Source organism: Cytophaga sp. FL35, from assembly GCF_014349235.1.
Lineage (GTDB): Bacteria > Bacteroidota > Bacteroidia > Flavobacteriales > Flavobacteriaceae > Euzebyella.
Window position 1 is genome coordinate 69,658 of record NZ_JACSOH010000006.1, and the last position, 26,710, is coordinate 96,367.

The window sequence follows — 26,710 nt, forward strand, 5'->3', positions numbered from 1 at the left end:
CTTTTTTTTTAGTCCGATGCACCTTCCGTACGCAATCCTATACCGCTGGTTACCGTACTCAAATCTGTTATAACTACACTATCGCCATCTTGAAGTCCTTTGCTGATGTAAGCGTACTCATCATCGTTAAGTATAATTTCAACTTCCCTTATTTCCAGTTTATCATCTTTCATTACCCATACGGTCTGGTTGTTTCTGATAAAGTCCCGACTGAGCCTGACTACGTTCTCAATGGGTTTGGCCTGGATATTAACTTCAACAAAGGTTCCGATCATCATTTTGGGAAGGGTGTCGTTTTTTGGAAGTGTGGCCAACGGGTCTGGAACTTTCACCAGAACACGTGCTAGGCGGGTCTGGCCATCCAGAGCACCAATTTGCCTATCAAGATATCCTTGTCTTTCAGAGCCCGGACTCCATCCCGTGGGATTCAATATTTTTACCGGGGCACCGGAATTTGAATCACCATCTGAAAATTGCAGCCATTGCAATTTGTTGACCGGTATGGCCGCCGTTACCCAATAAAAGTCCGTTCCAACTATACGCCCCAAATCATCTCCGGGTGCCACTTGGGAACCGTTTGTAACGTTTTGGGTAAGAATATGGGCATCGAAAGGAGCCCTGATCGTGGTTCTTCCCAAATTAAGTTCGGCTTGTTCCTTTGCTGCTTTTGCAGCCGCGATAGTGGCCTTTACCGCATTGAGCTGGGGCTTTCTAAGCACCAATTGCCTTTCTTCTTCAGATAAAGGACTCGATCCAAAAAGAGAATCGTTCGATATCAGTTGAAGGTCTTGCTCGGCTATCTGCTGTCGTCCCATTTCGGTGGTCAACGAAGTTTGGGCCTGCATGTATTCACTTTTTCTTAGTTCTAAGGTATTTTCGTAATCAGAGGGGTCTATCTGCATAAGAACTTGTCCTTTTTTGACGTATCCGCCGGGGGTAAAGGCAGGATCTCTGCGAGTGATTTGTCCGGAGACTAGCGGACTTAAAGTAACATCTTCTACCGGTTGTACTGTTCCGGTAGCAACAATTACTGGTTCAAAAGTCCCCTTTTGTACTTCCATCACATCTACCAACATAGCGGTTTCTACCGAAGCGCCTTCGCGTTCAGCTTCCGGCTCGGTGAAAAAGATCAAGGTGGTAAGTAAAATTCCCCCTCCGAGAATTGCCAGACAGATATATAGAATTTTTTTATTGCTCATTTTGTGTTCCGTTCTTAGTTGTTCAGTTCTCTTTCCGTTTCGAAGCCTCCGGCAAGGGCCCGATAGAGCCCGATTCTAATTTGGACCCTTCTTAATTGTGCATTGACCAGATCTCTTCGCAATTGTTGTTCTTGATCGAGCCCTAGCAAAACATCGAGGTAGGGACTAAAGCCATTTAAAAATTCAACCCTTAGTTGCTTATTGCTTTTTTCGGCCAATTGTAGTTGTCTCGTGATGTTTTCGACCCGTTCTTCTTGTCTAATATCTTGAACCATACCATTTTCAACCTCCTGAAAGGCAATCAACGTGGTTTGTCCATATTCATAAAGTCGTTGTTGCTTAATGGCTTCGGTTCGTTTGACTTCGGCATTCAGCCGACGCCCATACAATAAAGGGGCTAGAATATTTCCGGCCAACGAGTAGGCCCAGTTGTCGAAAAGATTGTCAAAATTATTGGAACGTAACTGCCCTCGAGCACCGACCGATAATCTTGGGTACTTATTTCGTACAGCTGACGCCATATCACGATCCGCGGCCAAAAGTTGGGTATATGCCTGCTGAATATCGGGCCTTCTTCTGACCAACTCTAAAGGCAAACCTGTTTGCGGAAGTTCGTTTATTTCAGGAAGCTCCGTGGCGGTAAATAAATTATCGTCCTGTGGCTGCCGACCCAATAATACCGATAGTTGGTTTTCAAGCAAACTGATATTGGTTTCAAATATAATCTGCTGTTCTTTGGTGCTTTCCAATAACTGTGCTTGCCTAAGAATATCAACGGCCCTAATCTGACCACCGACAAATCGAGACCGAATCAACCGAATGATGTCTTCATTGGTGGCAATCTGACTTTGGGTTATTTGTAGCTGTTTTTTGGCAGCTTGAAGTTCGTACCAAGTAGAGGCAATTTCGGCAGATAAAGAAATGGCTGCCGATTTGTAATCGAAAAGGCTGGCCTTGGCGCGAAATTTTTCGGCTTGCACCGCTGTTCGAATCCGGCCCCATAAATCGACCTCATAACTGGCCGACAACCCCAATTGCGTGTTTTCACCTCCGACAAAATCAGGTTCGGGAAGGTTAATGGCCGTTTGCGCAGATGCATCTACTTGTGGCCATTTATCGGCAGCCTCTCTAATGACTGTAGCTTTGGCAGCTACAAATTGCTGCCATGTGGCCGCGAGATTAAAGTTTGATGTCAAGGCGCTGTCGATTGCACTATTGAGTTGATCATCTTCAAAAACCGTCCACCATTTGTCAGGAATAACTTCTTGCCCGTTCTCGGAGAAGGGCATAACGTCTTTAATAGGTAAATCAACATTGGAAATCTTGGGCGCGCATCCTACCAATAAAAACAGCAAAGCTGCCTTAGCCCCTCTCATCATTAACTTATGGTAATATTTGTAATGGAGGGAATGGTACATTTTCTTTGGCTTTTAGGTTTGGTAGGCTGAACAGGTCAATTCAATACCTTCTAAAATAGCTGATTTCGTGTTAATTAAGTATTAATAAAAACTTAAAGGTTGACTTGATTGATTTGGGGAGTCCATAAAAACCATAATATTATCTTGAGAATTTCAACTGTTAAAATCCATATTGGTGTATATCCCGAATACATTTGGTCTAGACTACAGCACCGGTTAAAGATTCGAAATAGGGCTTTAACTAAATTTAACACCAATACGTTGTACACAATTCGACCGTACTCTACTTTTGGCACCCAAATGAGAGGAGTTTTTAATAAACATTTGGTTCTTACCTTTTTTATCTTCCTGGGTTTTTTCTCGCAAGCCCAGGCCTCATCATTTGTTGTATTGCCTGATAATGTTTGTGAAGTTCTTATAACATCAAACCAAGAACTTCAAATACATCAAGAAGTAAGGGCAGTCAATCAAGAATCACCTTGGACCAAGTTTTTCGCCGAAGTTTCAGATGTTGAAGAAGAAATTGAGGAAGAAGAATCTAAAGTTCAAGATTCGAAAGATGGTCTGAATGTCTTTTCGGCTGCTTTTATCTATGCACAAATTTGCGTTCAGCTCTACCTTAACGGTCAGAAAGAGCTAAACGATTACGGGGTACAGCCTACCCTTGTGCCCTCTGTAGACCTTTACAAAAGGTTTCAGGTGTTTAGAATTTAATACCATTTCTAAACACTTTCGGCTCCACTCCACACGGTGCCTAAGTTTTTCCACAATACGCTAAAATACTGATAAGCTCCTAGGCTTAGCCATTGGTGCTCATCACATTAATTCACACAAACTAACATTAATAACGTTTAAACTATGAAGAATATACCTGTATTCATCATTTTGTGCGCACTCTTGGCACAAATCGGCTGTAAATCAAAAGAAGAGGCCAAACATCACGAAACCAGGTTTTTAGTAACCAGCCCAATTCAGAAAGACACTTCTATCACCAAAGATTATGTGGCTCAAATACATTCAATTCGGCATATTGAGTTGAGGGCGCTTGAAAAAGGGTACCTCAAAGAAATTCATGTAGATGAAGGTCAATATGTTCAAAAAGGGCAAAAGATGTTCAATATAATGCCCAATGTTTACCAGGCCGATTTGCAGAAAGCGGAGGCCGAAGCAAAAATTGCAGAAATTGAACTTAATAACACTCAGCTTTTGGCAGACGGCAATGTAGTTTCAACCAATGAGCTTTCAATGGCCAAAGCTACTTTAGAAAAGGCCAAGGCTGAAGTTAGCCTTGCCAAGACCCACTTGGGTTTTACCGATGTGAGGGCTCCTTTTGATGGTATTATGGACCATCTTCATGTGAGGGAGGGTAGTCTTTTAGATGAAGGCGAGCTTTTGACCACGCTTTCCGATAACTCGCAAATGTGGGTTTACTTTAATGTACCGGAAGCAGAGTATCTAGATTATATTATGAGTAAAGAAAAAGACGAGAAGAAATCGGTCGGTCTTTTGCTTGCAAACAACAAGCCTTTTAACCAAAAAGGTATTGTTCAGACCATTGAGGGTGAATTTAATAATGAAACGGGAAATATTGCTTTTAGGGCCACTTTTCCTAATCCTGATAAAATACTGCGTCATGGCGAAACGGGAAGCATTCTTATGACTATTCCCTTTAAGGATGCACTCATTATTCCTCAGAAAGCCACTTTTGAAATTCTCGATAAAAAATATGTCTTCGTCATCGATGAAGACAATGTGGTACAGCAGACCGAGGTTTCGGTCGCTGCTGAACTTCCTCACTTGTTCGTTATAAGCAACGGGCTAAAACCCGAAGATAAAATATTACTGGACGGTATACGAATGGTCAAAAACCAGGAAAAGATCCAAACTGAATTTGCAGAGCCAAATGAAGTTATTCCCAAGTTGGCCGTATACGCCGAATAATAAGAATTAATTCAAGATATTATGTTCAGTAAGTTTATCAAGAGACCGGTCTTGGCTATTGTCATATCGGTAATAATAGTATTTGTGGGGTTGCTTTCCATTAAGCAACTGCCTATTTCACAGTTCCCCGAAATTGCGCCTACCACGGTCAATATCTTCATTGCCTATCCGGGGTCGAGTGCAGACGTTTTGGTTAAATCGACCCTTATCCCACTTGAAACGGCCATTAACGGTGTTCAAGGAATGAGGTATATTGCCTCAGATGCCACCAGTGCAGGGGAGGGTACCTTGCGCATTATTTTTGAACCTGGTACGGATCCCAACCAAGCGGTCGTCAGGGTCAAAACAAGGGTGGATCAAGTAATGCCACTTTTACCTGAATTGGTTCAGCGTGAAGGGGTCATTATCACCCCGGTACAGCCGAGTATGCTCATGTACGTAAACCTGTACAGCGACAATGCCGATGACCACGAGCTTTTTCTTTACAATTACGCCTACACCAAAATGATTCCTGAAATTCAGAGAATCAACGGAATCGCCAGCGCGCAGATATTGGGTAGCCGTAAATACGCGATGCGAGTTTGGTTAAAACCGGACCGTATGAGGGCTTATAATGTTTCGGCAGAAGAGATATTAGAGGCTATGGAGGAACAAAGTATTCTGGCTAGGCCCGGTAGAATTGGCCAAAGTTCAGGTAAAACTTCCCAATCGCTTGAGTATGTGTTAATGTACCAAGATAGGTACGATAAGCCCCAACAGTATAAAGATATCATCATTAAGGCCAATAAAGATGGAGAGTTATTAAAACTTGGAGATTTGGCCGAGGTGGAGCTGGGTAGTGAGTTCTTTGATATTTATTCGAACTTAGATGGTAAGCCATCGGCTTCGATAGTATTAAAACAAACTTTTGGCAGTAATGCGAGTGATGTCATCGATGCGGTGAAGGATAAATTAGCGGAGCTGGAAGAAGACCTTCCCTCTGGTCTTGATTATAAAATCAGCTATGACGTATCGAATTTCTTGGATGCTTCCATTGAACAAGTACTTCACACTCTGAGGGATGCCTTTATTTTGGTGGCTATTGTGGTGTTCCTATTCCTAGGTGATTGGCGTTCCACTTTAATACCGATTATTGCGGTACCCGTATCGTTGATAGGCGCCTTTTTTGTCATGCAGATTTTCGGGCTCTCCATCAATTTGATTACCCTCTTTGCATTGGTATTGGCCATCGGTATTGTGGTCGATGATGCCATCGTAGTGGTAGAGGCAGTGCATGCCAAAATGGAAGAAAAACATATTGGCCCCTTCGATGCCGTTAAAGTGGTTGTCAATGAAATTGGTGGGGCAATTATCGCCATTACCTTGGTGATGGTTTCGGTTTTCATTCCAATTGCGTTCATGACCGGTCCTGTGGGGGTTTTCTACCGTCAATTCTCCATCACGATGGCAGGTTCTATTGTGATATCTGCGGTCGTAGCCCTTACATTAACGCCGGTTCTGTGTGCCATGATTTTGAAGAATAACCATGGAAAAGAGAGAAAGAAGTCCCCATTGGATAAATTCATCGATTGGTTTAACCGGGGTTTTGAAAAGTTGACGGGAAGATACGGTAGAGTGCTTGACCGAATCGTTGCCCGACGTCTTTTGACTTTTGGAATACTTATCGCTTTTTGTGCCGGTATTGTTTTTACAAACGAAACCTTGCCTGCCGGATTTATACCCAATGAGGATCAAGGTATGATTTACGCCATTATCCAAACACCTCCAGGATCAACGCTGGAACGTACCAATGATGTTGCCCGAAAGTTGCAACAAATATGCGAGGAGACAGAAGGGGTTGAATCGGTATCCTCTTTGGCTGGATATGAGATTATGACCGAAGGTCGTGGTTCCAATGCCGGTACTTGTTTGATCAACCTGAAACCTTGGTCCGAAAGGCATCATTCCGTACATGAAATCATGGAAGAATTGGAAGAGGAAACTAAAGACCTTGGTGCCGTTATCGAATATTTTGAACCGCCTGCAGTACCTGGTTTTGGTTCTTCAGGAGGTTTTTCCCTTCGTTTGTTGGATAAAACCGACGGAACCGATTATCACGAATTTGAGCGCATCAACAACGATTTTATGGATGAGCTTTCAAAACGTGAGGAAATCACGGGTTTGTTTACCTTCTACTCGGCCAATTATCCGCAATACGAATTGAAAATCAATAATAAGATTGCCATGCAGAAGGGTGTCAGTATTGACAAGGCCATGGAAAACCTCAATATATTGATCGGTAGTACTTACGAGCAGGGATTCATCCGCTTTGGTAGATTCTTTAAAGTATACACCCAAGCCGCGCCAGAGTATAGGGCCTTACCATCCGATCTGGAGAAATTGTTCGTGAAGAACGAAGAAGGAGAAATGGTGCCTTATTCCGCTTTCATGACTATGGAAAAGCGTTTGGGCCCTAACGAGATTACCCGTTACAACCTTTATAATTCCGCATCTATTAGGGGGCTACCAGCTAAGGGTTTCACAAGTGGTGATGCTATTCAGGCCATTAACGAAGTGGCAGAAAAAACCCTTCCACGAGGGTATGATGTAGATTGGGAAGGTTTGTCGTATGACGAGGCCAAACGTGGGAATGAATCGCTGTACGTATTTATTGTGGTATTGATATTCGTTTATTTCGTGCTCGCCGCACAATACGAGAGTTTCCTATTGCCATTCGCAATTTTGCTTTCTCTCCCCGTAGGTATTTTTGGATCCTTCGTAATGCTTAAGGGGATGGGGCTGGCCAATGATGTATATGCCCAGATAGGTCTTATCATGTTGGTAGGTCTTCTCGGTAAAAATGCCGTGTTAATCGTAGAGTTCGCCGTTCAGAAAAGAAGACAAGGCAGCACTATTCTTGAGGCCGCCATCGAAGGTGCCAAAGTACGGTTCAGGCCTATTCTTATGACATCTTTTGCATTTATCGCGGGACTTATTCCTTTGGTAATAGCTCATGGCGCAGGTGCCATTGGTAACCGTACCATTGGAGGTTCGGCCATGGGTGGAATGTTGATGGGGACTTTATTTGGGGTTCTTGTCATACCAGGCCTGTACTACATTTTCGCTAAAATGGCAGACGGTCGTAGCCTAATCAAAGGTGAGTCGAACGAGCCGGTATCCGAAGAATTTATCAGGTTGAGCGAATCGGAGAGCAAGACCAAAGCTGCCCTTAGGGAAATGAAGAAACTCTTGAAAAAATTAACCAAAAGAAAAGACGATGAAAATTAATTTAACCGATAACACCCGTATGGCGAAATACATTTTAGGGGGTACTTGTTCTCTCTTAATGATTTTTTCGTGTGTACCTAGTAAACCCTTGGCCGAAAGTAAGGTGCAGTTGCCGGAAAGCTTTACCGAGTTGGAAAGCGATACTGTCAACAGTGCCCAATTAGAATGGCGCGACTATTTTTCAGATCCTCAACTGATTTCATTGATAGATAGTGCATTGGCCAAAAACCAGGAATTGAACATAATGATGCGCCAAATCAATATTGCCAATAATGAGATTTCAGAGAGAAAAGGTGAGTACCTACCGTTTGTTGGCGTTAGGGCTGGGGCCGAAGTTGAAAAAGTGGGAGAATTTACCCGCTCTGGAGCGGTCGAGAAGAATTTGGATATTAGGGAGGGTGAAGAATTTCCTGAACCCTTGACCGATTATTCAGTAGGTCTTTTTGCCACTTGGGAACTGGATATCTGGAAAAAACTTCGCAACGCAAAAAAGGCTGCGGTATTCGAATATTTGGCAACCGTTGAAGGTAAAAACTTTATGGTCACCCAATTGATTTCAGAGATAGCGGAAAGTTATTTTGAATTATTGGCCTTAGACAATCAATTGGACCTTATCGACCAGAACTTAGAAATTCAAGATAATGCTCTAAGGATGGTGCGACTTCAAAAGCAAGCGGCCCGAACCACCGAATTGGCCGTACGCCGATTTGAAGCGGAGGTTCTTAAGAACCGAAGCCATCGGTTTGAAGTCAAACAGCGCATTATAGAGGTCGAGAATGAAATCAATTTATTGGTAGGTAGAATACCAGAGCCCATTCAGCGTAATTCAAGTGATTTGCTGCAAAGGCAAATCGATACATCATATGCCGGTGTACCTTCGCAACTACTTCAAAATAGGCCTGATATTAAAAAAGCCGAATACGAACTTGCCGCTGCCGAATTGAGTATAAAAGAGGCGAGGGCAAATTTCTTTCCCTCTCTTGAACTGAATGCAGGGGTAGGACTTCAAGCGTTCGATACCCAATTTCTGAACTCTACCCCCGAATCGTTGATATATTCGGTAGTAGGCGATGTTGTCGGCCCATTGATTAACCGTAGGGCAATCAAAGCTCATTACAATAACGCCAGCGAACGACAGGTTCAGGCCGTTTTTGAATATGAAAAGGCCGTTCTGCAGGGTTATGTTGAGGTGGTCAACCAACTGTCTAAACAAGACAATTTGAAGAAAAGTTATGATTTGAAATCCAAACAAGTGGATGCGCTTAACGAAACCATTGATTACTCAACCCGGCTATTTAGGTCGGCTCGGGCAGAGTATATAGAAGTTTTATTGGCGCAACGGGAAGCTTTGGATTCTAAGATGGAATTGGTAGAAACCAAGAAAGAACAACTGATTGCTAGGGTAAATTTATACAAAGCTCTCGGCGGCGGTTGGAATTAGTTTTATTGAGGGTTATTTTAAAATCCGGTTTGTTGTGCAAACCGGATTTTTTTGTTTCATGACACCTATTTAAAATATGATTGGTGCCGTTTGACCGAAATCGACTAATTTGTAAAATCAATTATCAACTTAAATTTCATATCAATGCAACTTAAAAATTTACTACGGGCCATATTTTTAACGAGTTTAATTCCATATGTAACTTGGGGGCAAGATTCTGGAGATTCGTATGGCTATGTTCAAAAGGCCCAATCCGCAACTGTAAAAAGGTATTGTCAAACTTTACAACTAAAAGATGACCCTGAACTTATTGCCGAATATGAGAAATGGCATCTCTCTGAGAATATTTGGAAAGAAATCACCGCTGGATTGAAGAAAGTAGGGGTCATCGATTCAGAAATATATCGACATGGCACTCTATTAGTTATGATATTGACTGTACCGGCAGATTTTGATTTTGAGAAACAAATGGGAAAATTGGCGGGGTTACCTCGTCAGGCCGAATGGGAAGAGTTTATGAGCAAGTACCAAGCTTCTGACCCAAATGCTTCCTCAAGTGAAAAATGGGTGCAGATGAAACGGATTTTTAAATTGGACTCTTAGTAGACTACTGTTATAAAGAAAAAAAGAGGATGGCCCCACACCATCCTCTTCCAATATTTAAATTGTTCCCCACAAACAATTTACCTACTTATGATAAGACAAAGCTCTCGGTATTTCACCATGGTCATTTGTTCAATAAAAGATAGAATTAACTCAAAAACTCAACGTTCTGAATGTTAGTGATTTGTAATTAAACTTTTTTGGGAGGTAATGAAAGTAAAAGTTTCATTTTCTTCCAAAATAAGATGGCCGTTACATTGGTAGGTTTACTCAAATCGGCCAATAGAATCAGGTTTCTTTTAAATTGTTCAAATTCGGCATAACCCATTGCTTTTTCATCAATGGGATAGTAGGCCATACCCCAATCGGGAAAATTACGTTCGGTAATATCATCTTCAGAAAACATTTCAATTTTTGAGTGTCTCTTGTCTTTTTCAATGTTTTTGTAAAGCTCCAATACGGTTTCCTTGGGCCCCTCTAAAATTTGGATGAACTTCCCCATGTAAAAAATAAGACAGCCTGTAATTCCATTTTGGGAGTTAAAGTTTTGGGCGGTGATTAGAATTTTTTCAATATCGTTATTTGTAAGCTCGGGAACTGCCTGTGATTCATAGGTTAAGGTGTACATCTTGCAGGGGATAAGGAGTTACTGGCTAAGGTAGTAATTTAGTGGATATGGGTGGATTGTATTTTTCCTTGGTCTAGTGAACTTGTTGTTTAAACACTTTTTAAATCAATTATCTACTTTTAATAATTATAATGGAACTTTTCCCATATACCATAACCTTTCAATGGAAAATGATTTTCTAAGTTTTAGATGATTTTTGAATCCTAAATAGTGTTCGTTAGCTTTTGTAGTTGATTTTGTATCTTTTTGTAAGATTTAAACTAATTGGAAATCCATCATAGATATTTAAAGCGTACGTATATTTTTGTAAAAAATACTGCTAAAAAAGAATAACCCCAAAATCTTAAAATTCCCCCGATCATGACAAATTTATTATCTAATGTCTACATACGTATTGTATGTGTAGTGCTATGTTCCTTCAAGGCTATTAATCTTTCCGGTCAGGTAAGTAACGAGCGAGCCCGTGTAATGGAGGTGGTTGAAGTTACGTTCAATAGCGAGAACACCTATAATAATCCGTATACCGATGTGGATGTATGGGTAGAATTAAAAAAATCGGGACAGCCGCAGGAGACCTATCGTGTACCAGTATTTTGGGATGGGGATAATATTTTTCGAGTCCGTTTGGTAGCTACTTCACCGGGAGAATGGACCTGGAGGGTAATTGATAGCACGATTACCAATGAAGATCGTGGCTTCGTAGGCAAGACAGGTTCTTTTGTTGCAGATCCTGCAGAGGTTCAAAACAATCCCAATAATCGTGGTTTTATAAGGGTAGCTTCCAATAACAGGACGCTTGAATATGCCGACGGCACTCCATTTTTTTATACGGCGGATACATCATGGTCCGCATTGACCGCTGTTTTCGGTTTCGATATGGCAAATAGCATATCTGGTATCTCCTTCAAAGATTATATCGCTGAGCGAAAGCGTCAGGGCTTTAATGGGCTGAATGTTATCGCCAGTTTTCCTGATGATACCTATCTTATGCAGCAGGGAAGAAATTTAGACCGGAGGGGTACTAGTACGGGTTTATGGTCGAGCGCCACGTGGGGCAAAAAAGTGGCACCCAACGGGGCCACTCCATTTGAAATGAAAAAGTCCGGGCAACCTGTTACGGATGCTAGTCTGGAAGTGGATTACCGAAGAATTGTACCTGAATACTGGCAGGCCGTGGATGAACGTATGCAATTTTTGTCCGATCAAGGTTTTGTTACCCTCTTCGAATCCGTAAGAAGGCATGAGCGTTGGCCGTTCCGCGCTCAGGAAGAAAAGAATGCCTTTTACAATTACATTAGATATTTATGGGCACGTTATGGCTGCTATAATATGATATTTAGTTGGGTACACCATGATACGAATTCCGGAAATGTGTATCCGGGATGGCTTGAACTTGTGCGGGATGCCCACTTGAAACTTAGCAAGCAATTAGGTAATAAGATGCCATATGGCCAACCAAGAACCGCAATGTCCTTCAATACCACCCTTCGCAATTGGGATAAAGATTTACCGAACGCTCTGGATGTGCAGAATGTAAGTAATGCCGAAAGGGATGAGGATATGCACCGCTGGTTAAAGGATATCTACCTTGATCAGCCCGCAAAACCTGCACTAAATTTAGAACCTTTTTATCCCGGTTGGGGTCTGCACTCACAGAATGAAATAGAAAAAGGCCTTGACGATACCACCATGGCACAGATGCAAATGTACGGTTCTGTTTTGAGTGGTGGACTTGCGGGACATGCCTGGGGTGATGCTTGGTACGCCGGAGCGGCAGCTTCTACTTCTAGGAGTTCTGAGAATGGAGGAACAATCGTACCAAATAACGACCCACAACGAAATGCCTTGAAGTCATTTGAATCACAGTCTATGGGCCATCTTAAAAAGTTTATATTGGATTCAGGACACGATTATAAAAAATTAATCCCTGCAGCTAATAAGAACCTGAGCGATAGTCAAGATTTTAGGCACACACTTGCCATGGATGAAAAGGCGGACTTTGCCCTTGGCTTTTTTACCGCGGATTTACGGTCAAGCCCTGAGACTTTACCTAGGCTTACCAATCTAAAGCGTTCGGAAACCTATCAATTTCAATGGTGGGATGTGACCAATGGTATTTGGATCGATGCCGGTGAAATTACAACTGACGATAGCGGTACGTTAAAAACACCTAGCGTGCCTAACAACGACCGGACAAAGAATTGGGCGTATAGAATTCTTTCAGAAGCTATGGAAAAAGAGGAACCGGTTGTGGAGACTCCGCAGCAGGAAGAGCCGGAAAGTTTTGTACTTCGTATCAATGCCGGAGGGACGGAAGTTTACCACGAGGGAAATGTTTTTTTTGCGGATAATTATTACGATACGGGAAGCACTTTAGATAGGCCCCAGACGGGTCTGGAAGACCCTTTTAGAACATTTCGCTACAGCCGTAGTCAAGAGATGGGTTACGATATTCCCTTGGATAATGGGGAGTATACGGTGAGGTTGCATTTCGCTGAGCTATGGTTTGGGGCCACAGATGGTGGCCGTGGTACCTCAGGGAATCGTGTTTTTGATGTGCGTATGGAAGATCGATTGGTGGAAGACGACCTTGATATTTTCGATGAAGTAGGAGCGGAGTCTATACTGGCAAAGACGTACACTGTTATCGTCAAAGATGGTTCTTTGAACATTGATTTTTCTGCGTTGGCTGCGGATGGCGGTACCAGACATCCCGTTGTTAATGCCATTGAGATTTTTGGTGAGCAGAAATTAACGGAACTAGGTGAAAATCCCGTCTCTGAGGGTCTCGCCGGTCACTGGTCTTTGGATGATGCGATAGGCACGAGAGCTACCGATTTGAGTGGAAACCAATATCATGGTTTTTTGGTGGGTGGTATCAATTTTAAGGAACATGCGATAAATGGAAAAATAGGCAAAGGCTTGTCTTTATCAAGAGAAAAGGATTTTGTCACCTTGCCGGATATTGACAGTTCAATTGATAGCCAGTTTACAATCGCGGCGTGGATTCATCCCGAAAACGTATCAGGCGATTATCAGGGTATCGCTGGAACCCATACTAGCGGTGGCTTTATGACCTTTGTTTATGAAGGATCCCTTGCTTTTGCATTGCAAACCAATGAAGGTAGAAAACTGTTGGCACACGGTACAATAACGGCCAACACCTGGCAGCATATTGCGGTTTCCTATGACGGCAGTGCCATGACTTGGTTCATCAATGGAACGGAAGTGGGCCGTGAGGCACATACCGGACAAGTATCAAATCGTGAAATGGGCTATATCGGTTGGTCTGGTTGGAGCAATGAGTACTTTGAGGGGGGTATAGACGATGTAAAACTTTTCAAGGAGGCACTTACAAAAGGACAGGTACGAGAGCTTTTTGAAGAGGGTAGCGCAATTGAAGAAACTGTTAATTTAACTGCCAAAACGGGCCTTGACAGTATAAATGCAGAAAACGATCAAAATTCTGAGACCGAAGAGGTCCTTTCTGGCTTCGTATATCCCAACCCTACGGTAGGTAGGGTTCGGCTGAACAATATCCCCACGGGGGAAAAGGAAATTTTGGTAAGTGATTTTTCAGGTCGAGTCCTAATGAACGTAGTAACAGATGCAGAACAGCCTGAGCTCGATTTCTCCGCTCTACCCGATGGAATTTATACCGTAAAAGTTTTGAAAAACGGATTGGAACAGGCCTTTAAAGTGGTGAAGAAATAGCAGTATTTTAATCGGAAATTATTCGAATAACATCCCGATGGTAACGTCATCGGGATGTTTTGTTTACCGGTAGAGCAAAAGGGGCATACGCTATGGCGTTTGCTTTTTATTAAAATAAATTTTTAGAATTTAGATTTATACAGATGGTCCACATTTTTATAAAACTAGAATATGAGCGGCTGATATCGATTAAATCATATGGATAAATTATAGGTTGCTGCACTCTTGCTCTGCTGAAGAAAAAATTATAGAAGTTATCGTGATTGTGAATAGTACTCAATCTCCATAGCTTATCCGGTCTCGAATACCGCCATTTTCACGGTGTATAATAACGTCCGACTTGTACTTTTTGGCTAAACTTTTGGCCTTTCGGATTGCTGTGCTCTGTTTTCTGTGTTTACTGGTTATACGCTCATTACCTTCACGCCGTACTGCCCAAGCTTCTTCGTAAGGTACTACATGTTGGTGCCAAGTTCGACCTCTTTTACTTTTTTGGAGGTTGTTAAAAAAAGACTTCAAAAACTTCTATAAGTGTCCGTAACCAAGATTTACCGGTTGCCATCTTATTTATTTAATTTTTAAATCTCTTAGAATGAACACTACTCAATTCTTACGTGATTATATAAAGAATTACTTGATACGAGGTTCAACAGGTTCCAGAATTACCGCCCTTTAAAAATATGAATCTTTGGAAAGGCACTAGCACCTTTTATGATATTACAAAATACAAAGCTTGGCTTCATTGTGATTGTAAATTCTATTTTAAACACCACTTAAATCAGGTCTTTAATTTTAAACCCTTTTAGGGAAGGGGGAGCAGGCTTAAAGGCCTTTAAATCCAGCAAGTGAAACTAAAAAGCCACCTAAAAGGTGGCTTTATTTGTGGAGCCGGAGGGATTCGAACCCTCGTCCAAACAAGCAACGTCAAAGCTTTCTACATGCTTAGTTTCCGCTTCGTTTTCGATGTACGCCCGGCCGGAAACGACCTAACTCACACTTAGCTTCTTAAGGTTTTAGAGGCCCCGCCAAAGCTACGCGGCCCTTGTGTTGACTTTTATGGTGCCTCTTAATAAACCGCCGTCAACAAGGGCTGTTTAGAGACATCTCGCTTTCCCGCCTTGCGGGAACGAGGCATAACCTTACTATAATTCGGGTTACGCGGCAAGAGCGTAATTAGATTCGCCAATTAAAAGTGTGAAGTATGATATTAGCGAGCTGTACCCCAGCGCTCGGCATGCTTACATTGCCATTGGTCTCGCTGTCAAAACCAGTCGGCCCCATAATGAGATGGCAAATTTCAATCTGCCCAAATACCTCATTTTATTTTCAAAGAACTATCCCGTTGCGCCCAACCCGTTAAAAGTGTGGGCGTTGCCCCTGTAACTATGGTTCCAGTGGCCGGGCTATCGGCCGTACACGCCTGCCCGTGCCCAATGGCACGTTCCGGCGGGGTACCTGCCTCTATCCCTAACGCAAATCCCGTTCCTAATATAAACGGGGCGGCAAATATACCCCAAAAAGTATTCCAAAAAAAGTTTTGACAGTGAATGCGCTTCCGTTACATTTGAAACCAGCCAGGCATTGAATGTTAAAAACAGTGTTTCGGTCGTTAAAAGTCAAATGCTGCTGAAAATGGTTAAATTTAAAAAATAACCAACAACCAACAACCAACAACCAACAACCAACAACCAACAACCAACAACCAACAACCAACAACCAACAACTAAGTAACTCATGAAATTCGGAATCATAAAAGAACGAAAAAATCCGCCAGATAGGCGCGTAGTGCTATCACCAACGGCATGTCAAAAAGTCGTCTCCAAATATCCAAAGGCCGAAATTATGGTAGAGCCCTCACCAATTAGGGCCTATTCCGATGAGGTGTATGAAAAGGCGGGGCTAGAAGTGGCCTCTAAAATGAATGAATGTGATGTACTTCTAGGGGTAAAAGAAGTGCCCATTGAAAACCTGATTCCTAATAAAAAATACTTTTTCTTTTCCCATACCATTAAAAAACAACCTTACAATAGAGATTTATTAAGGGCCATTTTGGAAAAGAACATAGAACTATACGATCATGAAGTCATCACCAATGAAAAGGAACAGCGTTTGGTGGCCTTCGGTAGGTACGCGGGTATTGTGGGCGCTTATAATGGTTTTCGGGCATTCGGACTCAAATACGGAACCTTTGAACTGCCCAAGGCGGAGAACCTGGAGAATCAGCAGGCCTTGATCGCAGAATTACAAAAAATAAAGCTTCCCAACATCAAAATTTTATTGACAGGAAAGGGCAGGGTAGGCAACGGCTCAAAGGAAATGCTCGATGCAATGGGCCTCAAAAAAGTGAACGTGGCGGAATACCTAAAAGAAGAATTTAACGAGCCGGTGTATTGCCAAATCGATGCTTCCGAATACAACAAACGCAAAGATGGAGTGCGCGGCAACAAAGCCGATTTTTTTGCCCACCCGGAAGAATATAAAAGCAATTTCTTTCGCTTTGCCGAGGTAACCGATTTCTATATTGCTGGTCATTTTTACGGACAAGGAGCTCCCTATCTCTATACCCGCGAAGATGCCAAACACCCTAACTTTAAAATTAAGGTGGTGGCCGATGTAAGCTGTGATATAGACGGGCCGGTCGCTACCACCATTAAACCCTCTACGATCGCCGACCCCATTTACGGTTACGACCCTATTTCTGAAAAGGAAACCGATTTTAAAAACGAAAATGCCATCGCCGTTATGGCGGTAGACAACCTACCCTGCGAATTACCAAGGGATGCCAGCGAAGGATTTGGGGAAGCTTTTCTAAAAAATGTAATTCCCGCGTTCTTTAATGGTGATAAAAATGGGATTTTAGAACGGGCCCGCATGACACAAAATGGTAAGTTGACACCTCGGTATTCCTATTTACAAGATTTTGTAGACGGTAAGGAATAAGTGGAAGATATTCGTCATTTTGCCTTGGAAAAAGCAGTCCAGGCGCTGCGGATATGAAAAAGTGTAGATTTCAAAAAAGCATCAATCAGCCTATCGTTTTTTGGTTCGTTTTTTGGGTAATGCAAAATAAAAAAGAAAGTAAGATATCTTGAACAACACCCCCCTTACTCCCCCCCTCTAGGGGGGAATTCTATTCCTAAAAATGTATATTATCCTACGTCCTACGTCTAATGTCGTTTTTCATATTTTACCAACAACCAACAACCAACAACCAACAACCAACAACCAACAACCAACAACTAATACTTGATCCCCAAATCATTGGTTCTCACCTCCGTTAATTTCTGTTTGAGCTTTTCTTGAAAAAAGGCAACTGTGTCCGCATAGGTTGGATTATTAGCCAAATTGGTGTATTGCTGAGGGTCTTTATTCATATCATAAAGTTCCAAACCTGAAGCGGCATCCTCATCATACTGAATAAAGGCCCAATCCTTATTTCTTAATAAAAACGATTTCCCCCCTTGGGAAACGGAAAAAGCGATGTCCCGCACTTTGCTAGAGGGATTATCTAATATGTTGACCAGCGATTTTCCCTGCAGGTGTTGCGAATACGGAATTCCGGCCCAATCGGCGAGGGTGGGGTAGAGGTCGATCAGTTCCGTGAACGAATGGCAAACGGCGGGTTTCTTCCCTGGTGCTTTAATCAATAAGGGCACCTGTACCGATTCTTCATGAAGGCTAACTTTCATCCAAAAATCGTGCTCGTCCAAATGAAAACCATGATCGGAGGTAAAGACCACAATGGTATTCTCTTCCAAACCTTCGGTTCTTAGGGCTTCCAAAACTTTTCCAACTTGGGCATCCATATAAGAAACCGAGGAATAATAGGCGGCCAAGGCCTTTTTTTGCTGCTCTAGGTTCATTTGTCCGTTAACCGAAGTTACATAATTGATGCCCCTTTCGGGAATATCGTCCCAATCTCCTTTCACTTTTTTAGGAAGTGTCATTTCCTCATGTGGATAGGGCTCAAAATAATTCTTAGGCGCCACAAAGGGTACGTGGGGCCGTACGAATCCTACGGCCAAAAAGAAACTGGTGTCCTTATATTTTTTTAAAAGTTCCACTGCTTTTTGAGCTGTTTTTCCATCGGAATGCACTAAATCGTCGCCCTCCGCTTTTACAATGGTCATGACATTGCCCCCTTTTATGGGCAAACTTCCATCAGGGTTTCCCTGAACCAGTTCACCCGCTCCCTTGGCGAGCCATTCCGGACCTTGGCTGTTGTATTTTTCTGTCCAAGAAGCAGGGTCATCCTTGCCATCGCTCCCTTTTTCAATATCCCCGGGAACGCCCATATGGTAAATTTTGCTCACCCTGGCAGAAACATAACCGCTCTCCTTAAAAAGTTGGGGAAGCATCTTTCTTTCAGGACCTATATGTTCCCTGCCGCTCACATAGCCATAGGTAGTAGTTGCATTAGGGTAGTAGCCGGAAAGCATGGAAGCTCTTGACGGCCCGCAAACAGGATACTGGCTATATGCCTTTGAAAAAAGCACACTTTCAGCAGCCAATTCGTCGATATTCGGACTGATATCAAGTTCGTTGCCATAGCAAGAAAGGGCCGTGGTAGTTAAATCATCGGCAATGATGAAGAGAACATTGGGTCTTTTAATTTTTTCTTCAGACTGCTCTTGGCAACTGAAGAGATGTAATGCGATTACTAATAGAGTTAGTAGGTTTGGTTTCATTTTTTTTGGTGGGGTTGTCGGTTGGTAATGTATGGTTTAATCGGTCTGTGGTTTAAAATAAAGTATATTTAATGTAAATAAATTGTAAATAGTTTTTATATTGTCCTGCTTTTAAAAATTCCCTCGATGACTTTTAATTGGCTTATCAATATCAACGGAGACCCTTTGCTTAAAAGATATTGCGTTGAATTAGAGTACCAGTTAAGGCCAAAAATAATCAAGTTTTTAATTAGCCGAGTAGACCCTGATCGCTGTTATGATTTTTCTTGCTTCCAATTCGATATTGATGTCGTAGGTAAAAACATCAGTTTATCCGAAAACACCCCGACTACTTTTTATCAATTACTGCAAGCTGATTTTCCAAAGTCCATTTTAGACTTTAGTAGAATGTAGTTCTATTGAACAAGTAACTATTCTACCAATTCTTCATTTCGTTAATTGATTAAACTTACTCCCAATCCAAAAGTGGTCTGTCTATGGTTATAATCGATCATACTTTCCCCGTAACCATCAAAAACCTGAATATGTCCACTAAAATTTTTAATGATGGGGAAGGTGTAATTCAACTGTATACTTCCTCTGCTTTTATCTCCGAATTTTAGGGAATGCCGGGCAATGGCGTAAAAGCGCTGCCGGCCCCAATCGTAGGTAACCTTAGCCTCGCCTCGGCCTATATAGTCGGATATATGTGGGTTGTCATCGTTGCTACCACCGAGACGAACCCAATTTTTAAGCATAATTTGTAAAGGTCCGCGGTCAAAACCGGCGTGAAAAGCCAGTCGGTTCCAACTTCTGGAAAGTGGGTCTGAACGCCCATTGGATTCATGAATAAAAGCCGCACCCAACATTCTTCCTTTAAATCCTAAAACATCAAAATTCATGGGAAAATTTAGGATGATTTCCGGTTCGTAATTGGTTTCCCTAAAAGGTCTTGAAAGTTCTTTGTTGTAAATTTGCCAGTAGGCACGTTGTGAGTACGCTGCCCAAACATCGGCCTTTCCCCATAAAACCTTATAGAAAACCTTGGTTTTCATACTCAGTTGAAATTTGGATTCCACCACATTGAGGTCTACAGGTTCCGGCAGCACGTTGTTCCGTTCTTCGCTACTTGGAAATTTATTGGTATCCGTAGAAAATTTAGCGAGCGTAAAATAAATGGGCTTGTAGGACGTGATCAAAAAGGTACCTCTATGGTGTTCCTCATCCAACTCCCAAAGTTCGGAAAGGGTTTTACTGTTCTTGAAAATCCAATCTTGGTCCACATTGTCTTGGGCAAAACCTAATTGAACTACTATCAGTATGGATAGTAATACCATTTTGCAAAGGGGCGGACTACTCTTTATTTTAATCATGGAGAGGCAATTTTTTGGCAAAAGTATATATTTGATACCGCGCAATGCCTCTTAGGCCTTTGTTTATCATAATTTTAGTAGGAAAATGAACCCAGCTGAAGTATATATCCTCAACCAACCCGAACCGTACAAAGGTATCTTACTTCATTTACAGATGACCATTCAACGGGTGATACCAGAAGTAGAGATGAAATACAAATGGCGTATTCCTTGTTTTTATGTGGGTAAAAGTCCCATTTGTTATTTGAACGCATCCCACAAAAAAAAATTCGTAGATATCGCCTTTTGGAACTCCGCCCATTTGACCAAGCATGTAGATAAAATGAACACCGAAAAACGAAAGGTGGTCAAATCGTTACGCTATACCTCCTTAGAAGAAATTGACGATCAGGTACTTCAAGAGGTAATCTCCGAAGCCTATGAACTTAGAGGAAACGGATTTTATAAAAAATCGTGATATCCCTGCTATTTTCTTTGTAGATGGGTACTTACTTAATCCAACCATTTTCTTTGTAAAGTTCAATATACCCGTTGCTCAGCTCATCAGAATCTTTATATTTTTTTCTTACCTCCTCTAATTTTTTCTTCATTGCCTTTACCGTTTCGGCATATTCGGGCGCTTCATAAACGTTTCGGATTTCGTTTGGGTCGTTAAGTCGGTCATACAATTCCCATTCGTCAACATCATGATAAAAATGAATGAGCTTGAATTCTTTGGTAGAAATGCCATAATGTCTTTTCACCGCATGTTCCCCAGGATATTCATAGTAGTGGTAATACACGGCGTCTCTATCCCAAGCTTCTTTTTTGCCCTTTAAAAGGGGTACCAGGCTTTCGCCCTGCATATCGGACGGAGGGTTCACTCCGGCGACTTCCAAGAAAGTCTGGGCAAAATCAAGGTTTTGTACCATTTCTTCTTCGGTTGTATTGGGTGTAATTACATGGGGCCACTTGATCAATAGCGGCGTTTTAAAAGATTCGTTGTACATAAACCGCTTATCGAACCAACCGTGTTCACCCAAATAAAACCCTTGATCGGAAGTGTAGACCACTAAAGTGTTTTCAGACAGGTCCTTTTCGTCTAAATAATTCAATAAGCGACCCACGTTTTCATCAACCGCAGCAATGGTTCCCAAGTAGTCTTGCATGTAGCGTTGGTATTTCCAGACCGTCAAAATACTGTCGTTCATGTTTGGGAATTGTTCCGCAAAATTTTCTGCAATCGGATTGTACACCGCATCCCAAGCGGCACGTTGGTCAGCATTTAACCTTCCGATGCGATTGCCTATCTGGTTCCAGTTTTTTATGTCCAAAGTGTTGGCAATGCTATCCGGTACTTTAAGATCGTACGAAACCTGCATGTGTTTGAGTATACCCATTTCTGCGGATGGGGCAGCGGCGTCCCTTGATTTATAATCGTCAAAAAGTGTTTCAGGTAGGGGATAGGTATTTTTAGTGAATTCGGGAAAATGACGTTCGGCAGGCATCCAACTACGGTGTGGCGCCTTATGAAGGTACATCAGCAAAAAGGGTTTAGCGGTATCCCTTCTTTTTTCCATCCAGTCGATAGTCAAGTCGGTAATGATATCCGTAACATATCCCGTAATGGTGGTATCTCCGCTTTGGGTAATAAACTTAGGGTTGTAATAATCCCCTTGTCCCGGTAAAATCTTGAACTCATCAAAGCCTTTGGGATTATTGCCAAAATGAAGCTTTCCGAACATGGCCGTTTGATATCCCGCTTTTTGCAACAGTTGCGGAAAAGTAACATTGGTCGTGTCGAACGGCATTCGATTGTCTATTTTACCGTTGAGGTGCGAATGCTTTCCGGTAAGAATAACGGCCCTAGAGGGAGCACATATGGAATTCGTAACAGTGGCATTGTTAAAGAGCATTCCCTCCTTGGCGATTCTATCAATATTGGGCGTTTGAATCAACTTGCCATCATAGGCACTGATGGCTTGATAAGCATGGTCATCAGACATGATAAAAACAATATTTGGCTTTTTTGTGGATTGAAGGATTTTGGATTCTTCCCTACAGGAGGCAAATATAATTGGTAACAAGGCCAAAGTAAGATACTTCAGATTCATTGGTGGTGTGGTTTGGTAATTGGTAACGGCAAGTTATCAAATTAATATCAGTTGCTGTCTGGTGGAAACTAAAAAAGTCCTATGTAAGGACTTTTTTAAGCAGTTGTTCTTGGGAAGGGCATATCGGCACATGGCCGATTTTATTTTTAAATCTTTTTCTGGGTCTATAATGCTTCAAGTATAGGAATTTTTGGAAATCTGAAGATGCAAACAAATCAAACAAGTCCAGGTTTGACCGGATTGTATCAATAATCGTAAGTGAACAAAAGAAGGGGGCGATATTTCACATGGGTAAAGACTGAGTACCGTTTTAAAAATGCTAATTTGCATGTTTTTAAATTCCTACCTATGATCAGCCTAATTGATATTGAAAAAGCCTGTGGTCGAATAGAAGGACAAGTAAAAAGAACACCCGTTCTTAGTTCTCAATTATTGAATAAATGGCTGGGGCACGAAATATTTTTTAAGGCCGAATGTCTTCAGAAAATAGGGGCCTTTAAGGCTAGGGGAGGCTGTAATACCATTTCATGGTTGATTGAAACGGGCCAAAAGCCGAAGAAAATCGTGGCTAACAGTAGTGGTAACCATGCGCAGGCCATTGCTTGGGCGGCTAGTCGGTACCATATTCCTGCAACAATCTATATGCCCGACTATTCCAGTAAGGTGAAGATTGAGGCTACCAAATCGTACGGTGCGGAGGTGGTTCTGTGCGAAACTAGAGATTTGGCCGATGCAAAAGTAAAAAAGGCTTCGGAAGAGGTGGGCACCTATTGGATTCCGCCTTTTAATCATGAGCAAGTAATCGCAGGTCAAGGTACGGCCATGTATGAGGCTCTGCAAGAAGTGCCTGAAATCGATGCGGTTTTTGCCCCTTGTGGCGGTGGGGGACTCGTATCCGGAACTTTGGTGGCCACCAAGGGGCTATCTCCTAAAAGTAAGGTTTATGGGGTAGAGCCCCTCAATGCCAATGATGCTGCAGAGTCTCTCCGAAAAAACTCCATTCAGCGGCTTGCCTCGAAACCTAAGACGTTGGCAGATGGCGTAATGACCATGTCTGTAGGCGACATTACTTTCGAACATTTGAAACACTTGGATGGGATGTATGAAATTACCGAGGACCGAATCGTCTATTGGACCCAATGGCTAACCCATTTGCTAAAACTACATTTGGAACCCACCAGCGCTATGACCATGGAAGGGGTATTTCATTGGTTGAAGACCCAAAAATCAAAAAAGCGGGTCATGATGGTTTTAACCGGGGGCAATATCGATAATGCCACACAAAAAGCTATTTGGAAGGACGATTTTCTGATGGAAGTACCCATACTTTAATTAATTTTTATTCTCTAATGAGGCATTTAACCATAAAATGCTAAATTTGCATAACCAGTTATATAAATACCTATTTATGAATTTTTTTGATAGAACAGGTAAGATTGCCTTGGGAAGTAGATTACGCATGTTATCGGCTCAAATGACCGATGATGCTGGAAAAATTTATGGGATGTACCAATTGGATGTTTCGCCCAATTGGTTTCCGGTGTTGTTCGTTTTGTCGCAAGATGGGCCAATGACCATAACGGAAATTGCAGAAAAGATTTCGCACTCACAGCCGTCTGTTACCAAAATGGCGAAAGAGATGTTGAAAAAAGGCCTGTTGGAAAAACAAGTTAGTAAGGAAGATAAACGGAGAAATACGGTTCGTTTGACCGATAAGGGGGAAAAGAATGCCCAGCATATTATTGATGTACAATGCAAGGATGTGGATGCCGCAGTGGACGAGTTGCTATCTCAGGCAAACCATAATCTCTGGGAGGCTTTGGCAGAATGGGAGTTTCTTTTTGAACAAAAGTCACTTTTTGAACGGGTAAAAGAGCAACGCAAAATCAGGGAAGCAAAAAAGGTAAAAATTGTACCATATAGCAGTGCTTATAAAGAAATTTTTAAGAGTCTTAATGAAGAATGGATCTCGAAGTATTTCGTGATGGAAAAGGAAGATTACAAAGCTTTGGAGCATCCAGAAGAATATATCTTAAACCCTGGAGGTAAGATTATCGTGGCCCTTTACGACGGTGAACCTTTGGGAGTGTGTGCCCTGATAAAAATGAACGACCCCGATTACGATTACGAATTGGCGAAAATGGGAGTAAGCCCCAAGGCTCAAGGAAAGAGTATCGGATATTTATTAGGGAAATCCGTTTTGGAGGAAGCAAAGGAACTGGGAGCCAAAAAGGTATATTTGGAAAGCAACACAGTGTTAAAACCGGCCATCAGTTTGTACCAAAAACTTGGCTTTAAAAAAGTGGCGCATAGGCCAACTCCTTATTCCCGAAGCAATATTCAGATGGAAAAGATTCTAGATTAATTCCTTACTGACCAGTATTACTTATGGTGGTCTTTTTAAGTACAACCAATGAATTGCTTTGAATATCAATGGCTTTGCCAAAAAGATCTTTTATGGCTTTATAGTCCTTGGGAGACAAAAGGCTATTGCGCACTAAAAGGGTAAAATTAATTCCAATCTGTGTGGGTGACTTCAAAGGGGTGAAATCCAGTATTAAATCGCTTTCGCCAACGGTTACCCGATTCTTTTTTGGTAAATCCACTACTTCGTAACCCTCCGGGATGTTAAGAGCCCAGTTGTATTTATAGGTCCGAATATATCCAAAATCTATAGGATAATTTCGTTCTGCAAGTGAAAAAGGGTTTTCCTTGAAAAAGGCACTATGAAATGGGTTGAGGTATAGCATATCGGAATTTAAATCACCTTCAGTTTGAAAATGGATACGCTCCATAATTTTGTTTGCGGTGCTCAGGTCTTTATTCAGTTCATATTCGGTAATTTCTAAATCGCCTAAGGCATCTTTTTCCATATAGTTTAAATACGCCGGTTCATTGGTGTCCGCTAATTTTTTATACGTATTCAAGGCAAAATAACCATGAGCTGTCTTATCCATGATTCCAGTAAGGAGATTATTCTGCATATCTAGATTTACGCTAGCCCTGATCTGTAAAACATTGTTGCTGTCAGGCAAAATTTTTGCCCAGTAGCTGTCATTTTTAAAATCCATGACCCTGCCATAATGATTTAAGGTTTTAAATGGGAGCTTGCCAAAAGGCATGAATTTATCCGTGGCGTCCAATAGAAACACTTGATCGTCTATTTTTAAGTAAGCCAAGCAATAATTGAAATCTGACATTACTGGGTGGGTCTGCTTGGGGAGTCCAGATTCTCGGGTAGATAATAGCATAAGATTGGTTGGTAGGCCTGCCGAGTTTAATAGGTTGATCAAGGTCATATTAATTTCACTGGCGCTTCCGGAACGTTTCTCAAAGGCATCCTTTACCCTAGCCTTTCCGTATACTCCGTACTTACCGTTCCATGTATAATGGGACCGTACAAATTTATAGATGTTTAGGGCCTTTGTCAACGAGTCTTGCTCTAAGAATAGTGCTTCGGGAACATGTTTTTCAAAAAAATTGTTTTTGGTCAATTGGCGTCCTATATCCTTGTCGCTTTTAAACTCTTTATCCACATCTTCCCAAGACTGTGTGTATTTATCTATAACACCATCAAACCTGTTGTGTTTGGCCAATTCAAAATCTAAGCGTGCTTTATAATTTCTTTCAGATAGCATGAACTCCTTTTCGCTTTTAAATGCAGGAACGTCTTTCATGGAATATTTGAGCACCTCGCAATCTGCAATTTGGGAGTAACCGGGGACTTCAAAGCAGTTTTTCTTGATGCTCGCATCATTTATGTCCAAAGTTAAGTTCCCAATAAGGGTTCTGTTGTAGACATAATTGCCAGGTATCTGGGCGTTGTATTCACTGTGTATTTTTGGAATATCAGACTGAAAATCCCAGCCTGTGAGGTTGAAGAAAAACGGAGAGATAATTTGATAGGAATACTCTAGGATACAGCCTTCTTCTAACTTAGGGAAGGTAAATGTCTGTTCTTTCCAATGCTCATTTAAATCGTTTTTGAAAAATTCTGATGCCCTTACGGGGTATTTTATTCCGTTTAGGTGGGTAACCGCTTTAATTTTCTCTATTTTTTCTTCGGAGGTTTTCCCTTTGTACAAGGGAATGGAAATAGTCCCTTGGTCAAATCCCCTTTTATCTAAAATTTTTATTTTAACATGGTACTCCTTTATCAATCTAATATAGTTGTCAACAACCTTAAAATAATTGTCGCCCTTTTCATATAATACCACCGCAAAGGCGCTGGAGTCTTTTTCGTAGATTTTTAGGTTTCTCTCTGCTTGAGTGAGTTTACCAAATTCATCGGTTTGAGAAAAAGCGTTGAAGGAGATGAGTAAGAAGAGGAAGCTAAAAATTCTTAACTGTACCATGGAGTGTCTTT

At 41.8% G+C, this 26,710-nt stretch carries 19 protein-coding genes and 1 other RNA gene; 11 read left to right on the plus strand and 9 right to left on the minus strand.

What is annotated here, in order from left to right:
• Positions 1–8: 8 nt before the first annotated feature.
• Entirely contained in the window at positions 9–1,199 is a 1,191-nt protein-coding gene (locus BIZ36_RS06500) for an efflux RND transporter periplasmic adaptor subunit (protein ID WP_187457074.1), read from the minus strand.
• Positions 1,200–1,213: 14 nt separating this feature from the next.
• Positions 1,214–2,617 carry an efflux transporter outer membrane subunit gene (locus BIZ36_RS06505; RefSeq protein WP_187457075.1) on the minus strand — a complete coding sequence of 468 codons (1,404 nt, stop codon included), beginning with the start codon at positions 2,615–2,617 and terminating at the stop codon, positions 1,214–1,216.
• A 261-nt stretch (positions 2,618–2,878) separates the two neighbouring features.
• Between BIZ36_RS06505 and BIZ36_RS06510 the strand changes: the two genes are divergently transcribed.
• The 5 genes from BIZ36_RS06510 (at position 2,879) to BIZ36_RS06530 (ending at position 9,869) form a co-directional block, all read left to right on the plus strand.
• On the plus strand, positions 2,879–3,331 hold the full coding sequence (locus BIZ36_RS06510; protein ID WP_187457076.1) for a hypothetical protein: 453 nt from the start codon (positions 2,879–2,881) through the stop codon (positions 3,329–3,331).
• A gap of 144 nt (positions 3,332–3,475) precedes the next feature.
• On the plus strand, positions 3,476–4,558 hold the full coding sequence (locus tag BIZ36_RS06515) for an efflux RND transporter periplasmic adaptor subunit (RefSeq protein ID WP_187457077.1): 1,083 nt from the start codon (positions 3,476–3,478) through the stop codon (positions 4,556–4,558).
• 21 nt (positions 4,559–4,579) lie between these two features.
• Positions 4,580–7,825, plus strand: a complete 3,246-nt coding sequence (locus BIZ36_RS06520; protein ID WP_187457078.1) for an efflux RND transporter permease subunit — start codon at positions 4,580–4,582, stop codon at positions 7,823–7,825.
• Positions 7,815–9,266, plus strand: a complete 1,452-nt coding sequence (locus BIZ36_RS06525; protein ID WP_286174633.1) for a TolC family protein — start codon at positions 7,815–7,817, stop codon at positions 9,264–9,266. The genes BIZ36_RS06520 and BIZ36_RS06525 overlap by 11 nt, the downstream gene beginning before the upstream one ends.
• A 144-nt stretch (positions 9,267–9,410) precedes the next feature.
• Positions 9,411–9,869, plus strand: a complete 459-nt coding sequence (locus tag BIZ36_RS06530; RefSeq protein ID WP_187457079.1) for an L-rhamnose mutarotase — start codon at positions 9,411–9,413, stop codon at positions 9,867–9,869.
• A gap of 190 nt (positions 9,870–10,059) precedes the next feature.
• On the opposite strand, the gene BIZ36_RS06535 is transcribed toward BIZ36_RS06530, so the two are convergent.
• Complete coding sequence (locus tag BIZ36_RS06535; RefSeq protein WP_187457080.1) at positions 10,060–10,497, minus strand: BLUF domain-containing protein; 438 nt, start codon at positions 10,495–10,497, stop codon at positions 10,060–10,062.
• 360 nt (positions 10,498–10,857) lie between these two features.
• Here BIZ36_RS06535 and BIZ36_RS06540 point away from each other — a divergent pair, with 360 nt between their 5' ends.
• Positions 10,858–14,211 (plus strand): apiosidase-like domain-containing protein, encoded by a 3,354-nt coding sequence (locus BIZ36_RS06540; RefSeq protein ID WP_187457081.1) that lies wholly within the window; start codon positions 10,858–10,860, stop codon positions 14,209–14,211.
• A 276-nt stretch (positions 14,212–14,487) separates the two neighbouring features.
• Here BIZ36_RS06540 and BIZ36_RS06545 read toward each other — a convergent pair whose 3' ends face one another.
• Both BIZ36_RS06545 and ssrA read right to left on the minus strand, forming a co-directional pair.
• Positions 14,488–14,730, minus strand: coding sequence for a DUF2188 domain-containing protein (locus BIZ36_RS06545; protein ID WP_222937285.1), 243 nt, complete (start codon positions 14,728–14,730; stop codon positions 14,488–14,490).
• Between the two features lie 361 nt (positions 14,731–15,091).
• Positions 15,092–15,490, minus strand: a transfer-messenger RNA (tmRNA) gene (gene ssrA, locus BIZ36_RS06550).
• A 455-nt stretch (positions 15,491–15,945) separates the two neighbouring features.
• Here ssrA and BIZ36_RS06555 point away from each other — a divergent pair.
• Entirely contained in the window at positions 15,946–17,151 is a 1,206-nt protein-coding gene (locus BIZ36_RS06555; RefSeq protein ID WP_187457082.1) for an NAD(P)-dependent oxidoreductase, read from the plus strand.
• A 299-nt stretch (positions 17,152–17,450) separates the two neighbouring features.
• Here the strand turns inward: BIZ36_RS06555 and BIZ36_RS06560 are convergent, their stop codons facing one another.
• Positions 17,451–18,899 (minus strand): sulfatase, encoded by a 1,449-nt coding sequence (locus BIZ36_RS06560; protein WP_187457083.1) that lies wholly within the window; start codon positions 18,897–18,899, stop codon positions 17,451–17,453.
• A gap of 126 nt (positions 18,900–19,025) precedes the next feature.
• On the opposite strand from BIZ36_RS06560, the gene BIZ36_RS06565 reads away from it, so the two are divergent.
• Positions 19,026–19,292, plus strand: a complete 267-nt coding sequence (locus BIZ36_RS06565) for a hypothetical protein (RefSeq protein ID WP_187457084.1) — start codon at positions 19,026–19,028, stop codon at positions 19,290–19,292.
• Between the two features lie 41 nt (positions 19,293–19,333).
• Here BIZ36_RS06565 and BIZ36_RS06570 read toward each other — a convergent pair whose 3' ends face one another.
• Complete coding sequence (locus BIZ36_RS06570) at positions 19,334–20,251, minus strand: phospholipase A (RefSeq protein WP_286174634.1); 918 nt, start codon at positions 20,249–20,251, stop codon at positions 19,334–19,336.
• 85 nt (positions 20,252–20,336) lie between these two features.
• Between BIZ36_RS06570 and BIZ36_RS06575 the strand changes: the two genes are divergently transcribed.
• Entirely contained in the window at positions 20,337–20,708 is a 372-nt protein-coding gene (locus tag BIZ36_RS06575; protein WP_187457085.1) for a DUF1801 domain-containing protein, read from the plus strand.
• A gap of 31 nt (positions 20,709–20,739) precedes the next feature.
• Here the strand turns inward: BIZ36_RS06575 and BIZ36_RS06580 are convergent, their stop codons facing one another.
• Positions 20,740–22,344, minus strand: coding sequence for a sulfatase family protein (locus tag BIZ36_RS06580; protein WP_187457086.1), 1,605 nt, complete (start codon positions 22,342–22,344; stop codon positions 20,740–20,742).
• A gap of 348 nt (positions 22,345–22,692) precedes the next feature.
• On the opposite strand from BIZ36_RS06580, the gene BIZ36_RS06585 reads away from it, so the two are divergent.
• Both BIZ36_RS06585 and BIZ36_RS06590 read left to right on the plus strand, forming a co-directional pair.
• On the plus strand, positions 22,693–23,676 hold the full coding sequence (locus tag BIZ36_RS06585; RefSeq protein ID WP_187457087.1) for a serine/threonine dehydratase: 984 nt from the start codon (positions 22,693–22,695) through the stop codon (positions 23,674–23,676).
• Between the two features lie 76 nt (positions 23,677–23,752).
• Positions 23,753–24,709 (plus strand): bifunctional helix-turn-helix transcriptional regulator/GNAT family N-acetyltransferase, encoded by a 957-nt coding sequence (locus tag BIZ36_RS06590; protein ID WP_187457088.1) that lies wholly within the window; start codon positions 23,753–23,755, stop codon positions 24,707–24,709.
• A gap of 4 nt (positions 24,710–24,713) precedes the next feature.
• Here BIZ36_RS06590 and BIZ36_RS06595 read toward each other — a convergent pair whose 3' ends face one another.
• Positions 24,714–26,699, minus strand: a complete 1,986-nt coding sequence (locus BIZ36_RS06595) for a DUF3858 domain-containing protein (protein WP_187457089.1) — start codon at positions 26,697–26,699, stop codon at positions 24,714–24,716.
• Positions 26,700–26,710: the final 11 nt, after the last annotated feature.